Genomic DNA, 14,929 nt, shown 5'->3' on the forward strand with positions numbered 1-14,929 from the left:
ATCGTTTCCAATTAAGTAAGGTAGCAGTACCACAAGCAAAGCCTGCGGTATGCAGAGGGTATAAGTTTGGAAGTAACTTCCAAACTCCTTATTGGTAGCAGTACCACAAGCAAAGCTTGCGGTATGCAGGGGGGATATATGGAATTGCAGGTGTTGGTGGCGGCGGTAAATGAAGAAGTGAATAAGCTGGCGGAAAAGATGCACTTGGAGACAGAGGCGGTGGTGGTGAATCAATGTGACCATTTTGCGTACCAGGAATATCTGCATGAGGGTAAAAGAATCCAATGTTTCTGCATGGCGGAGCGTGGAGTGGGGCGCAGCAGGAACCAGGCGTTGATGCGGGCGGACAAAGATCTTTGTCTTTTTTCAGATGAAGATATTGTATTTTATCCGGGGTATGGGGAAATTGTAAAAAAGGCTTTTGAGAGAATGGCGGATGCGGATATCATTACTTTCAATTTTAAGGTGGATCCATCACGTGCAACTTATTATAATCAGGCGGAAAAAAGAATACGTTGGTATAACTATGGACGATACCCGACTTATGCTGTGGCGGCAAGGACAGAGGCGCTTCACAGGGCGAATGTGAGTTTTTCACTGCTTTTTGGGGGCGGAGCTAAATACAGCAATGGTGAGGATAGCTTATTTTTGCATGACTGTTTAAAAAAGGGCTTGCATTTATATGCAGTTACGGATGAGATTGGCCAGGAGGTCTATCGGGCGTCTACCTGGTTTAAGGGATATAATGCGAAATTTTTTATTGATAGAGGCGTCTTGTATCATCATCTTTATGGAGGTCTGGCAAAGGTTTTTTCTCTGAGGTTTTTGTATGCCCACAAAGAGGAAATGTTAAAGGAAATATCTTTAAGCGAGGCGTATCAATTGATGAAACAGGGAATAGGGGAAGGAAAGGGTAGACATTGATTTTATATATTTTTGTGGCGGCATCTACGGTCCTTTTAGGGCTTTTGGTGGATAATCGCTATCGAAAGCAGGTGAATATTGTAAGCAGACAGCAAATGCTTAACTGGCTTTGCATAGGGGCTGTTTTTTTGCTTTTGTTCGGGGTCTGCGCATGTCGTCTGAATGTGGGAAATGATTATGCGAAATATGTGGAGTTTATGCACCTTGTGAACTGTGATGCCTTTGTGCCTACGGAGGTTGGGTTTAACCAGGTGGTAAGGATCCTTTATGGAATCAGCGGATTTGAGAATTATCAGCTGGTTTTTGCCTTTTTTGCTTTTTTTACAATTCTGTTTTTTCTAGGAGCTATTTACGGGCAGGCGGACAGTTTTGGATTTAGCTTTTTCCTGTTTATGGCTTTTGGATATTATTTTCAGTCTTTTAATACGGTGCGGTATTATCTGGCGCTGGCCATGGCGGTGGTGGCGATCCCCTATGTGCTTAGAAGGGAATGGGTAAAGTTTGTTCTGCTAGTGCTTTTAGGGGCAACACTGCACAAATCGATCCTGGTGGTGATTCCGCTGTATTTTTTGGCATCCTTGCCCTGGAAAAGGTGGCAGCTTGCGATCATGGCACTGCTTTGCAGTACTTTTTTCTTTATGCAGGATTTCTATTTAAAGGTTGTGGTGTTTCTTTACCCCACTTATGAGGATACGGAATATTTGGAGGGCGGTACAAGTCTGGTTAATATTGTGCGGTGTTTGGCAGTTTTGATTTTGGCGCTTTTTTGTTATAAGCATGTGGTGAAGGATAGCCGGAGGAATCGGTTTTATTTTTACTGCAATTTGGGAGCGCTGGTTATGTATGTGTGCTGTTCGTTTTTGCCGATTATATCCAGGATTGGGTATTACCTGACAATCACGCATATATTTTTCCTGCCGGCTTTGCTTGCTGGGATTGAAAATAAGAAGATAAAAAGATTGTTTACGGCGGGAGTGATTGGCGCTGGAATCTTATACTTTGGCGTATTTATCTTGATGAAGGCGGGGAATGACGGGCTGAGGATTTTGCCTTATGAGACGTTTATGTTTCATGAGATGGTACCGATTCTTTCGGATGTAAACTGAAATTAGTGCTTTCGCTCCGATTTGAGGGCACTGGCAAGAATGGGGGATTCATATGCAGTATTTCTTTTCAATTATTGTGGTTTGCTTAAATGCAGGAGAAAAATTGAAAGATACTTTGGATAGTATACGAAAGCAGACGTTTCGGGACTTTGAGGTGGTGGTTAAGGATGGGATGTCAAGCGATGGGTCTTTGGATTATGCGTATACAATGGCGGAGGATGTGAACGGAAGAAAGGGTGCGGACAAAGAAAGCGGCGATAGGGAGGAAGATGCCGGGGGCTGCAGAGTCAGGGTAGTCCAAAAGAAGGATAGAGGGATTTATGATGCTATGAATCAGGCAGCCGAGGCGGCCGAGGGAAGGTATCTTTATTTCTTAAATTGCGGGGATTGCTTTTTTTCAGCGGATGTTCTTGGGGATATGTGGGAGTTTATTACGGAGAGTAAGAAGTCGAGAGGGATTTTTTATGGGAATATCTATGAAAGGCGGACAGGTCAGGTGGTGACGTCTAATCCCCATATGGATGTTTTTGGGTGTTATAGGAATGTGCCCTGTCATCAGGCCTGTTTTTATTCCAGAGAGATTGTTTTGGCACATCCTTTTGATGTAAAGTATAAGGTGAGGGCGGATTATGAGCAGTTTTTGTGGTGCTTTTTGGGGTATGAAAAGAGGGACAGGTTAGCTTTTGCCTATAAAGAGATTGTGATTGCGGATTATGAAGGGGGCGGTTTCTCGGAGATGAGGGAGAACCGTAAAGTATCAGCCAGGGAACACAGGGAAATAACTAAAAAATATATGACGAAAGGGCAGCTCTTTCAATTCAGGCTGATTATGCTGGTTACTTTAGCGCCGCTTCGGGCCAAAATTGCGGAGAATGAGAGGACAGCAGGAATTTATAATCGATTGAAGGAGAATATATATACGGTAAAACGTTAGTATCGGCGGGACATATTGTGACAGAAAACATAGGATAACATACGTGAAATAACAGCGATATAGATGGAGCAATGGATGAACAGGGTTTTATGGATATGTAACATTATGCTGCCTGCGATTGGGCAGGAGCTTGGTTTACCTTATAGCAACCGGGAGGGGTGGCTTTCCGGTATTTTTGAGAAGGTGAAGAAAAGGGAAGCGCCTTTTACTTTAGGAATTTGTTTCCCCTTGGGCGAGATGGAAATAAGAGGGATTAAGGAAAAAAAGTTTCCGGTAGAGGGGGCTGTCTGTTACGCTTTTGAAGAAAATTTAAATACGCCGGAGGTTTATGATAGCAGGCTTGAGGCTGTGTTCCGGGAGATAATTCAGGATTTTTCTCCGGGTGTGATTCATATTTTTGGAACGGAATTTCCGCACACATTGGCGGCTGTTCGGGCGTTTGGGAGGCCGGAGAGGACGCTGATTGGCATACAGGGACTTTGTGGCGAAATTGCAAAGGTCTATATGGCAAAGCTTCCGGAAAAGGTGTGCAAAAAGGTGACCTTCCGGGATTGGCTCAGGAGGGATTCAATCAGGCAGCAGCAGAAAAAGTTTATCCGGCGCGGGGAAAATGAGAGGAAAGCGATTCTAGGGTGTGGAAATATTACAGGGAGAACCGGATTTGATAGGGAAGGTACTGCGAAAATCAATCCTGATGCCCAATATTATGCTATGAATGAGACGATGCGCAGGGAATTTTATACAGGAAAGTGGAGCGGCGGTAAGCGACATAGCATTCTTTTGGGGCAGGGGGACTATCCTTTAAAGGGAATGCATTTTGTGCTTGAGGCTGTGGCGCTGCTTTTGGAGAAATATCCGGATTTAAAGCTGTATGTGGCAGGGAATAGTATCATAGGACACAGTACTTTAAAGGAAAAAATAAAACTTTGCGCTTACGGTAAATATTTGCTTACATTAATAAGCAAGTTGGGGCTGGAAGATAAAGTAATTATGACAGGAAAACTGAATGGGGAGGAGATGAAGCGGCAGTTTTTAAAAAGCAGTGTGTTTGTCTGTGCGTCTGTGTTGGAGAATTCTCCTAATACGGTGGGAGAGGCTCAGCTTTTAGGGGTGCCTACGGTTGCGTCCAGAGTGGGCGGAATACCGGATATGATAACAGATGGGGTAAGCGGATTATTGTTTACGGCGGGAGACGTGAAGGAATTAGCTGATAAAATAGAAGCTGTGTGGGATGAAAGTGTGGGGGAGGACGGGCTTTGCCTGGCGGAGAGGCTTTGTGAGGGAGCAAGGAAGCAGGCAAGGGTGATTCATGATGGAGAGCGAAATTATTTGCGGCTTCTTGAAATATACAGGGAAATAGGAGAGAGAGTATGACCGTTACTTTTATATCCAACTATATCAATCACCACCAGATTCCTTTTTCTAATGCCTGTTATGGTTTTTTAGGGGAGGGCTATGGTTTTATCCAGTGTGAGCCCATGGAACAGGAGCGGCTTGCCATGGGATGGAATACAGAGGGGGAGCGGCTGCCTTATGTGCACTTTCTTTATGAGGAGGAAGAATTGTGCCATAGATTGGTTATGGAAAGTGATGTGCTTTTGGCAGGCTGGAGTGGTCATGAGGAGCTGGTGCAGGAGAGACTGCGGGCAGGAAAGTTGACGATACGGGTCAGCGAGCGACTTTACCGGGAAGGACAGTGGAGGGCTGTTTCTCCCAGAGGGCTGGTGCATAAATATAAGGAGCATACCAGATACCGGAAGGCTTTGGCGTATCTTTTATGCGCAGGGGCCTATGTACCTTCCGATTTTCATTTGATTCATGCTTATCCAGGGAAAATGTTTAAGTGGGGCTATTTTCCGGAAACCAGGACTTATGATGATAAGGAATTTGAGAATTTAAAAAAGAAAGATGGAAGGGTGGATATTCTATGGGCCGGCCGGTTTATTCCATTAAAGCATCCGGAATTTATGGTTAAGCTTGCGGGAGATTTGAAGGGAAGATACGATTTTCATGTACACATGCTAGGAAGCGGCCAGATGGAAGGAGCGCTAAAGGCGCTTGCAAAGGAGTATGGCGTGGAGGAGACGCTTACCTTTTACGGTTTTAAGGCACCGGAGGAGGTGCGGAATATGATGGAAAAATGCCATATTTTTATTTTTACCAGCAATCATTTAGAGGGTTGGGGCGCAGTGGTAAATGAGGCCATGAACAGCGGTTGCGCTGTGGTTGGAAATGTACAGGCGGGAGCAATTCCTTATTTGATACGGCATAGGGAAAATGGATTGGCATATCCTGATGGAAGCTATGAGAAAATGAAAGAGGCCGTTTGCTATTTGCTGGAACATCCTGAGGAAAGAAGGCAAATGGGGCGGAAGGCTTATGAGACGATTGTAAATCTGTGGAATGCAGATCATGGGGCAAAGGAGCTGCTTCGTATGCTGGAGGGGCTGAAAGAAGGCAGGGTAGAGCCGGCAGGGGATGGGCCGTTAAGTGTGGCGCCTGTGGTTCGGCCGAATAAAATGTATGCATATATGTTAGAAGATAGATAATCATAAGAGGACAGGCATTTTTCATCCGGATTTAAGTAGTCCCGAGGCGGAATTTTGCGGCCAAATTCGCGTGGTGTTGGCAAGAATGAGGGATTAGGATGAAAATCGAAAGGGGGCAGGGTTAAGTGGAAGAAAGCAGATGGCCGGCGCTGATTAGCGTGATTGTGCCGGTTTATAATATAGTAGATTTACTTCCCAGATGTGTAAGTTCTATTCAGAAACAGACTTATCCGAATCTGGAAATCATTTTGGTAGACGATGGCTCCACGGACAACAGTGGCGCGCTGGCTGAGAAGATGGCGTTGGAGGATAGAAGGATAAAAGTTTTTCACAAAGAAAACGGCGGTACTTCCCGGGCGCGAAATGTGGGGATTGAAAAGGCAAGAGGAGATTATATTGGATTTGTGGACAGCGATGATTACATAGAGCCACAGATGTATGAGCGGCTTTTGGGCGTGGCGCTTTCAGAAGGCCTTTTGATGGTGCAGGCCTCAAGGGACGAGATTGATGAGCAGGGAAACCGGATGCCCAATGTGTGTGAGCCGCCTAAGGAGGCGGAGCTTTGGGAAGGAGAGCGGTTTATGCGGGAGCTGCTTTTGCACAGAGGGGATTGCTCTATGTGTACAAAGCTGGTGCATGCATCCCTGTTAAAGGAAGAACGTTTTCCAGAAGGGGAACTGAATGAGGACTTTAATCTGCTGGTAAGGCTTTTGCCGAAGGTACCAGCTATAGCGATTCTGCCTGAGCAGGATTATCATGTTTTTTATCGCTATGGAAGTAATACAAGAACCCATGACAGGGAAGAATTTCCGCAGGTGTTTACGGATATTGTAAAAAATGCGGATAGAGTTTACGAAATTGTGGAAAAAGAATACCCGGCGCTTTTGCAGGAGGCCTTGCGGTTTGGCTTGTTCCAGAGGCTGGACTATATGTTACATATTCCGATTTCCCAGATGAAGAAGGAGAATGTGTTTTATGTGCAGGTGAAGCAATACCTGAAAAATCACAGTGGAGATGCCATGAAATCTCCTTACCTCACGAAAAAGAATAAAAAATATCTGCTGCTTCTTGGCATAGCGCCCAAATTTGTGAGAAAAGTCCACAGAATATTAAAAGGGAAAAAGTGATGAAAAAGAAAGGAATTTTTATTGGTGTTATGGCAGCACTGCTGATGGTCCAGCTTGGTGTGTTGTTTTTTTATGGAAATAAAAAGGCAGGATTTCATGAAGATGAATTTTATACCTATTACGCTACGAATAAGACAGCAGGGCTTTTTGTCAATGACAGGCAGTGGATGGCAAGAGAGGAGATGCGGAATGACTTTGTGGTACTGCCTGGAGAGCGGTTCCGATATGACGTGGTAAAGCAAATGCAGTCCTGGGACGTGCATCCGCCCTTTTATTATTATGTTTTCCATACGGCCTGTTCTCTGTTTCCGGGAGTGTTCAGTAAATGGCTGGGGATTGGGGTAAACCTGATTGCCTTTGTGATCTCCTATATGCTGTTGGGCTATGGGGCTTATTTGACTGTGACGCAGAAGAAATTTGATTCTTTCGGGGAAAGGCTGGAGGAGGAGCGAAAAGGAAGGATCATTGCATTTTTGACCTGTCTTATGTGGGGACTTAGCGGAGCGGTGATTTCAGGTGTTATGTTTATTCGGATGTATCAGTGGCTGACTTTGTTTCTTCTTCTGTGCCTTGATTTGCACTTATGTGCGGTGAAAAGGGAGGATTTCAGAATACGCAGCTTTTTGCTGCCTTTGTCGGTTACGGTGTTTTTGGGCTTTCTGACGCAGTATTATTATATTATTTTTCATTTCTTTTTGGGAGCAGGCTTTTGTATTTGGCTGTTAAAAAATAAAAAATTCAGGGAATTAGCAGGCTATGTTGTGGCTTGCGCAATAGGCTTTGTTGGCGCGGTTGCCTATTATCCGGCCAGCCTATCGCATATTTTCCGGGGGTATAGAGGAACAGAGGCGGTAAGTGAATTTAGCAATATCTCTAATACATGGGAGAGGCTGAGATTTTTTTATGATTTATTTGATGATTTTGTGATGAATGGCACTTTGAGCTGGTGGCTGTTGGCAATTTGCCTTTTGGGGCTGGGGATAGGATATGCGCGTAAAAAAGAAGGAAGGAAAGGCAGTGTTTTAAATGTTTCTACAGGACTGCAGATTTTTGCCTGCGGCGGATATTTTTTTACAGTATCGAAAACTGCTTTGATTCTTGGAGAAACTTCTAACCGATATCAGCTGCCTGTTTATGGAATTTTATTGTTCCTGTTGCTGTATGTAATGTGGGAGCTGATTGGCCAAACTGTGGAAGTGGTAAAAAGGGCTCCGGATGCAAGAATTATGTTTGGGGCGTTTGTGGTGGTAATTCTTTTGACAGCCGGATTAGGGCTTAAAAACGGACGGGTCTTTTTTCTTTACGAGGAGGAAAAGGACATAATGACTTATGTGAAATCCCACAGCGAGGAGCCGGTGGTGGTATTTTATAATGATGCTTCGCCGGATAATATTTGGCGGCTTTCAGATGAATTGATGGAATATGAAAAGGTGTATTTGGCCAGCCAGGGGAATCAGGAGGCAATTACGGATGGAATAATTGTCCAAAGTGATAGATTGCTGGTTTATGTGGCAGACTATGAGGATAAGGAAAGATGCCTTGAAGGGCTGCTGCAGGTAAACAAAAAACTGAGTGATTATGAGGCCGTGGCGGACAAGGGGATGTGGACTTTGTACGAGGTTTATTCCAAAGAGAAGTAAAGAGAAATAAATTAATTGCATATGATGACTTTTATATTTTTCAGGTGTTTCAATGGCGCGTCTTAGAAAAGCAGCCGAAATCCTTATAAAATAGGCTTTGCAACTTAAAATTTACATGAAAAAAGTAAAATGCAACATCAAATTGGTGGTAGTTACCTCTATGCAACCGTAAGGTAAAAGCTATAAACGGCCGGAACCAAATTTATGGACGATGGCAAGAATGGAGGATAACATAACATGAAAAATTTTGAGGAAGTAAGGAATTTTGGCAAACAGGATTTTGAAGAGACAACCCTTTTCCAAAAAAGTCAGGAGAAAGAGGATTGTGAAAAAATGAAGGGGGACATGACAGGCTTAGATAAATCAAATTCAGGTAAAATGAACCTTGCGGAAAATTTACAATATTTGAGAAAGCAAAGAGACATCACCCAGGAACAGCTTGCGGAACGGCTTGAGGTTTCCAGGCAATCCGTGTCAAAATGGGAGTCCGGCCAAAGCTATCCGGAGATGGAAAAGCTGTTACAGATTTGCGGTATGTTCCACTGTAATCTGGATACGCTGATGAGGGGAGATATCAGCAGTATTTTTGCCCAGGATGTACACGGGTATGATAAATTTCAAAGTAAGTTTAATAAATTGGTTGCAGGCGGCGTTGGGCTGATTCTTTTAGGAATTAGCGTTATGCTCATGCTCAGTGGAATTGGAATGGATGAAATGCTCTCTGGCGCTGTCTTTTTTACTTTTCTGATTGCTGCCGTGATGATTTTTGTAGTGATGGGCTTACAGAAAGAGAGATTTTGCCAAAAGCATCCGGTGATTGAGGATTTTTATACGGAGGAGGAAAAGGAGCATGCTTACAGAAGTTTTACAGTGAGAATGGCAACGGGAATCGGTACTATTTTGACAGCCTTTCTTTTCAGTATGGTGGTTGATGCAAGGCTGGAAAATATACCGGATGCGGCATTGGCAGAGAGAGGAGATGAACTCCTGGGAAGTTTTTTCATGCTGATGATTGCAGCAGGAGTCACAATTCTTGTTTACGGCACGCTGGATAGGGCAAAGTATAATATTAAAGGGTATAACGTGGAGGCCAATCCATCGGTTGAGAAGAAAAAGCGGGATGCACTAATAGGAAAGTTGTGCGCGTGTATTATGATGGTGGCTGCTATTGCTTATCTTTTGCTGAATTTTACCATAGATTTTAGTATGTCCTGGATTACGTTTGCCGTAGGAGGAATTTTGTGTGGGATTGTGGCAGTGGCGCTATCGAAAGAAAAGTAATGCAGAACCGAAAAAAATTGCCGTTAAGACAGATTCGTGGTATGATGATTGGTACAGTTAAAATTAAAATCATTGGAGGACTTTTCATGCTATTGGATAACAAGACGATTCTTATTACCGGGGGAACCGGTTCCTTTGGGAAATGTTTTACAAAATATGTACTTACTCACTATAATCCTAAAAAGATTATTATATACTCAAGAGATGAATTTAAGCAGTTTCTTATGCAGAATGAATTAAAGGAGTATGTGGACAGGATTAGATTTTTTATTGGTGATGTGCGGGATAAGGAAAGGCTGCAAAGAGCCTTCGAGGGAGTGGATTTTGTTGTACATGCGGCAGCTCTAAAGCAGGTTCCTGCCTGTGAGTATAATCCCAATGAGGCGATTAAGACGAATATTCATGGCGCTCAGAATGTAATTGACGCGGCGCTGGACTTTGGTGTAAAGAAGGTAGTTGCTTTGTCAACTGATAAAGCGGTCAATCCGGTCAACCTTTATGGCGGAACGAAGCTGGTGTCGGACAAGTTATTTATTGCGGCCAATGCATATGCGGGCAGTAAGGATATTAATTTTTCTATTGTGCGTTATGGTAATGTGGCAGGAAGCCGCGGATCTATTATTCCTGTATTCCATAACATTATTAAAAATGGCGGCAGTGAGCTTCCGATTACGGACTATCGCATGACCCGTTTTTGGATTAGTCTGACGCAGGGCGTTGAGCTTGTGATCAAGGCATTGGAGGAAGCGACAGGCGGGGAGACCTTTATCAGCAAGATACCGTCCTTTAAAGTGACGGATTTAGCAGAGGCAATGCTGCCTGGCTGTAAAATGCCGGAAATCGGTATCCGTCCCGGAGAAAAGCTTCACGAGATTATGGTGACAGTGGAGGATTCCCCCACAACTTATGAGTATGATAAGCATTATATTGTATATCCACAGGTTGTTTGGAATGAGAAACAAAAAATTAACCTAAGCGGCCGTAAGGTGGAGGAAGGATTTTCATATAGTTCCGGTAACAATACCCAGTGGCTTAGCGTGGAGGATATACGGGAAATGCTCAAGGGTGTGGAATTGGAAAAATAATATCATATCAGGAGAAAATAGCTGACGGCTGCATATAATTAAATAAAAGATAACAATAAGGTGCGTTGGGATTTCCAGTGCACCTTTTTATGTGAATTAGCGCTACAGCGTAAGCTGTGCTTGCGGTATGCGGGGGTATAAGGTTGAAAGAATCGCATTCTTTCAACTGCAAATTTGTGTTTGAGCGCACAAATTCGCACGTTGAGAAAGGAGCATGGTTATAAAAATGGATATAAAGATTAAAGAAGAATATTTACAACAGGCAATGGAACTGCATCAAAAGAACCCGGTTGTGGACGCCCATCTGGATTTGGCAGGAGAGGTTTTGCTAAGGCATCAGACTGGAGAGCAGGAGGTAGTGAAAAAGTATTATCTGCCGCACTTTAAGCAGGCAGGAATGAAGCTGGTGGTATCATCGGTTTATGTGGAGTCAGGAAATCTGGACTGGGGATGGGAAAATGCACTGAGCCAGATTGCAGTTTTAAAGAAGGATATCAGCGAGCTTGATGAAGTGATACTGGTTCAAAAGAGGAGCGATGTTGACAGGCTTTTACAGGAAAATAAAATTGGCATACTGATTTATATGGAAGGGCTGGATTGCATAGGAGAGGATATTGACAGGTTGAATGTCCTGTATGATCTGGGAGTAAGGGGAGCTTCCCTTACCTGGAGCAGGCCTAATAAGCTTGCTGTTGGCTGTTGTAAGGCTTCGGAGGATAGGCAGATAACAGGGAGTCTTTCACAAGCCGGGGTAAGGGCCATAAAAAGGCTGGAGGAATTGTCTATGTTCCTTGATGTCAGTCATTTAAATGATGAAGGATTTGCACAGGTTTATCAGATAGCGGAACGCAGCTTTATAGCGACTCATTCCGGAAGCAGACAGGTTTATCACAATTACCGGAATCTGACAGATGAGCAGATGAAAGTGCTGGCCTCACAGGGCGGTATAATGGGGATGAACGGATGCAAATATATTGTGGGCTCCCTCTCCGGCAATCATCTTGAAATGCTCTGCCGTCATATAGAATACGAAGTGGAAAAGGTAGGAGCGAAGCATGTTGGATATGGGTTTGACTTGTGTGATTCTTATAGTCGCGCCAGTGCTGCTTTGCAGGGAAAATGTTATACGGACAGAGACGACTGCCTGCTTGACCACAGCCAGGTACCTTTGGTGAGCGCTGCCCTTTTGCAGAGAGGGATGGACACAGAGCTGGTAAAGGGTATTATGGGGGGGAATTTTATGGGGTATTTTAAGGGTATTTTAGGGCAGTAGGAGAGATGTCGGGATTCCGGGACTGAGCCGATGGCAGTTACAGCTTATGTATGGAAATTGACTGCGAAAGAAATTTGTAAGAATTGGTCAAGAGTTTTGAAAACCTTAACTGCTACAATGAGTTTATAGAGAAAAACATATTCTCGAAAAAGCTAAAAAAGATTTTGTCCATAGGACAAATTGCATGATGCCCGCATAAACTTTGTGCAGGTTATGTATATGCGTAATTTGTAGGTATGGACAGGAACGAGGAGGATTAAAATGTCATACATCTTACAGACAAGTCACATGACAAAAACTATTGACGGTAAGGACCTGGTAAAAGATGTAAATATTCATTTGAGGAAGGGTGAAATTTACGGATTTTTGGGACCTAATGGGGCAGGCAAAACTACGGTAATGAAAATGATTACAAATCTCTGGAAACCAACGGAAGGCATGATTGAGCTTTTCGGGGAAAGGCTCATGCCTGCTTCGTATGAGGTCTTAAAAAGGATGGGAAGTATCATTGAGTTCCCTACATTTTATGAGCATTTAAACGGAAAGGATAATTTGCTGCTTCACTGTGAGTATATGGGGTATTATCATCCCAAAAGCGTAGAGACGGCTCTTGAAATGCTGGAGCTTAGTGAGGCGGCGGACAAACCTGTCAAAAAGTATTCGCTGGGAATGAAACAAAGGCTGGGGATTGCCAGAGTAATTATGTGTAAACCGGAGCTTTTGGTGCTTGATGAACCAACAAACGGGCTTGACCCTGTGGGAATGAAAAAACTTCGGGATTTATTCAAAATGCTTTGTACGGAATACGGGATTAGTATTATGATATCAAGCCATATTCTCTCCGAGGTGGAAAGCATTGCCGACACAATCGGCATTATCGACCATGGAAATATGATAAAAGAAATATCCATGAAAGAAATAACTGAGATGAATACAGCATATATAGAGCTTAATGTGCCGGATACAAAGAGGGCGGCATATGTGTTAGCGGACAAGCTTAATCTGGAAAATTTTAAAATAACAGACATGTATCATATCCGGATCTATGACGGCCGGATTACCGCAAATGATATCTCAAAAGCATTGACAGAAAATGGGGTGGAAATCGGCGGAATTGGGAAAAAGGCGGAAAGCCTTGAGGATTATTTTTTGAAGATTACAAGAATGGAGGGTTAGTGTGAAAAGTAAATTTTCACACAACAAATTTGTGCTTTCGCCCAAATTTGAGGGCATTGGCAAGAATGGAGGGTTAACATGTTAAAATTAATCAGACTTGAATGGAAGAAAAATAATATTATGAAATATATGTGGAAAGCTTTGGCCATGGTAATAATTCTTTTACTGCTTCTTTTAACAATTGCAGGGGAACTTGAAGCGGCTGAAACAAGGTTTGACTATGGGAATAGTATGTTGAAGTCAGGAGTTGAGTTGTTTACAAATATGTCGTTTATTATTTTGACTTGCGTCATGCTGGCTTCGTTTATCGTTGGTACATATAAGAATAAAACAATCAACCTAATGTTTTCTTATCCGATTAACCGGAAGAAAATTGTATTATCGCAGATGTTGTCTGTGTGGATTTTTAATTTTATTGCATTGACTTTATCTAAAGTTTTAATTTACTGCGTGCTGGTAGCGGTCAAAAAATATACATTCATTTCAGCGGAAGGCATCAGATTAGGGGATAGTATGTTTTACGTTGAAGTACTTGTAGATTCGGCGGTCATGATTAGCATAAGTTTTACTGCTTTGATGGTTGGGCTGATGATGAAATCGTCAAAGGCAACGATTATTGCCGGCATGATCATAGTATGCTTAACCCAGGGAAATATTGGCGTTTATACGCTGGCAGGCAATATACCTTTTTATATAACTTTATTAATGCTTTCAGCAGTGTCTGTTTTTCTTTCACTTTATAAATTGGAGACAAGGGATGTTCTGTAGGATAAAAGTGTGAAAAGAATGGTCTGAGGGTCATTCTTCACACAATATCTTTGCCGCAAGGCGGTATGTTGGAAAGTTTGGAAGTAAGCTTCCATGAGGAAGCGTTTGACGGCTCTGATTTAAAGATTGATTTCGATTTTAAACAGGTCAGAGGGAATGTAATGCTTGGTGGAAACCATGATATTTTGGTCGTTGTCATATATGGTTTCCTGAACGAGCAAAAAAGAATTATCCTCTGATAATGCATAGATAAGGGCAGTGAAGTTACCGGCGGTGGAGTGGGAACAGACGCGTTTGCAGGCGCCTGCGTGTTCATAGCAATGAGATTCAAGATAATGAAGGAGCTGGTCCGCATCGTTTAAATCGATTTGCTTTTCGCCAATCAGCTCAATTGGAAGAAAGCTGAGGGAATAAGCAAGGGGGGTCTGGCCGTGTTTGTACCACCGATCCACAATCACAACGGCCGGAGTGTATTGCTTTAAGGTATCTGAAATTGATTTTGTGGGAGGCTCGATGCGGAATTTCATTTCCACAGAATCCAATTCTTTTGTACAATATGAATAGACAGGGTGGAAAATCCTGTCTATTTTTGAAACTTCAGAATCGCCTTCGGATTGGCTATAAACAAAGTGGCCTACCCCAGGGACATTTTTGGTCAGTCCGTCCTCCTGCAGTAATGTTAATGCCTTCCGCAATGTCATACGGCTTACGTTCATTTGCGTTGAAAGTGTGGCTTCGGAGGGAAGCTGGGAACCGGCAGGGTAGGTTCCGTTTTGTATGAGGTCATATAGCTGATCGTATACTTTTATATGTTTAAGCTTTTTCGTTTTTTCTTTTTCTGAATTTACCATATGCCACCTCAAATATACTCTTGTCTTGTTACTTTTATCATAAAACTAAACAGGTAATAAGTCAATAAAAACCCTTGGATGATTCATATATTCATTTATACATGTAAGGAAATATGTAATTGTGTAATGTGCATAAAAAAATTATATATAATTTGTATAATAGTACGGGTTGAAAATATACATGTATAAATGTATAATACTATTTATAAAAGACA

The 14,929-nt window shown here is 42.9% G+C and carries 13 protein-coding genes; 12 read left to right on the forward strand and 1 reads right to left on the reverse strand.

Annotated elements, in window-relative coordinates:
* The first annotated feature begins 138 nt into the window (after positions 1-138).
* From D5281_RS09100 to D5281_RS09155, 12 genes are all read left to right on the forward strand, one after another.
* A complete protein-coding gene (locus tag D5281_RS09100; RefSeq protein ID WP_160559850.1) occupies positions 139-924 on the forward strand; it encodes a glycosyltransferase in 786 nt (261 codons plus the stop codon).
* Complete coding sequence (locus D5281_RS09105; RefSeq protein ID WP_160559851.1) at positions 921-2,030, forward strand: EpsG family protein; 1,110 nt, start codon at positions 921-923, stop codon at positions 2,028-2,030. The genes D5281_RS09100 and D5281_RS09105 overlap by 4 nt, the downstream gene beginning before the upstream one ends.
* Before the next feature lie 52 nt (positions 2,031-2,082).
* Complete coding sequence (locus tag D5281_RS09110) at positions 2,083-2,964, forward strand: glycosyltransferase (protein WP_160559852.1); 882 nt, start codon at positions 2,083-2,085, stop codon at positions 2,962-2,964.
* Positions 2,965-3,039: 75 nt separating this feature from the next.
* On the forward strand, positions 3,040-4,338 hold the full coding sequence (locus tag D5281_RS09115) for a glycosyltransferase family 4 protein (protein ID WP_160559853.1): 1,299 nt from the start codon (positions 3,040-3,042) through the stop codon (positions 4,336-4,338).
* On the forward strand, positions 4,335-5,513 hold the full coding sequence (locus D5281_RS09120; protein ID WP_160559854.1) for a glycosyltransferase family 4 protein: 1,179 nt from the start codon (positions 4,335-4,337) through the stop codon (positions 5,511-5,513). Before D5281_RS09115 ends, D5281_RS09120 begins: the two co-directional genes overlap by 4 nt.
* Positions 5,514-5,638: 125 nt before the next feature.
* Positions 5,639-6,640 carry a glycosyltransferase family 2 protein gene (locus tag D5281_RS09125; protein WP_330584903.1) on the forward strand — a complete coding sequence of 334 codons (1,002 nt, stop codon included), beginning with the start codon at positions 5,639-5,641 and terminating at the stop codon, positions 6,638-6,640.
* Entirely contained in the window at positions 6,640-8,280 is a 1,641-nt protein-coding gene (locus tag D5281_RS09130; RefSeq protein WP_160559855.1) for a hypothetical protein, read from the forward strand. The genes D5281_RS09125 and D5281_RS09130 overlap by 1 nt, the downstream gene beginning before the upstream one ends.
* A gap of 237 nt (positions 8,281-8,517) precedes the next feature.
* Positions 8,518-9,561: a helix-turn-helix domain-containing protein gene (locus D5281_RS09135; RefSeq protein WP_160559856.1), complete on the forward strand. Its 1,044-nt coding sequence runs from the start codon at positions 8,518-8,520 to the stop codon at positions 9,559-9,561.
* An 86-nt stretch (positions 9,562-9,647) separates the two neighbouring features.
* Positions 9,648-10,646 carry a UDP-N-acetylglucosamine 4,6-dehydratase (inverting) gene (pseB, locus tag D5281_RS09140; protein ID WP_160559901.1) on the forward strand — a complete coding sequence of 333 codons (999 nt, stop codon included), beginning with the start codon at positions 9,648-9,650 and terminating at the stop codon, positions 10,644-10,646.
* Between the two features lie 226 nt (positions 10,647-10,872).
* Positions 10,873-11,919, forward strand: a complete 1,047-nt coding sequence (locus tag D5281_RS09145) for a dipeptidase (protein ID WP_160559857.1) — start codon at positions 10,873-10,875, stop codon at positions 11,917-11,919.
* A gap of 261 nt (positions 11,920-12,180) precedes the next feature.
* A complete protein-coding gene (locus tag D5281_RS09150; protein WP_160559858.1) occupies positions 12,181-13,095 on the forward strand; it encodes an ATP-binding cassette domain-containing protein in 915 nt (304 codons plus the stop codon).
* Positions 13,096-13,173: 78 nt separating this feature from the next.
* The gene (locus D5281_RS09155; protein ID WP_160559859.1) at positions 13,174-13,863 is read left to right on the forward strand and encodes an ABC transporter permease; all 690 of its coding nucleotides are present in this window, start codon (positions 13,174-13,176) and stop codon (positions 13,861-13,863) included.
* A gap of 119 nt (positions 13,864-13,982) precedes the next feature.
* On the opposite strand, the gene D5281_RS09160 is transcribed toward D5281_RS09155, so the two are convergent.
* Positions 13,983-14,714: a GntR family transcriptional regulator gene (locus D5281_RS09160; protein ID WP_160559860.1), complete on the reverse strand. Its 732-nt coding sequence runs from the start codon at positions 14,712-14,714 to the stop codon at positions 13,983-13,985.
* Positions 14,715-14,929: the final 215 nt, after the last annotated feature.

The sequence above is a fragment of the Parablautia muri genome, assembly GCF_009917485.1.
In the GTDB taxonomy this organism is placed as follows: Bacteria; Bacillota; Clostridia; order Lachnospirales; family Lachnospiraceae; genus Suilimivivens; species Suilimivivens muri.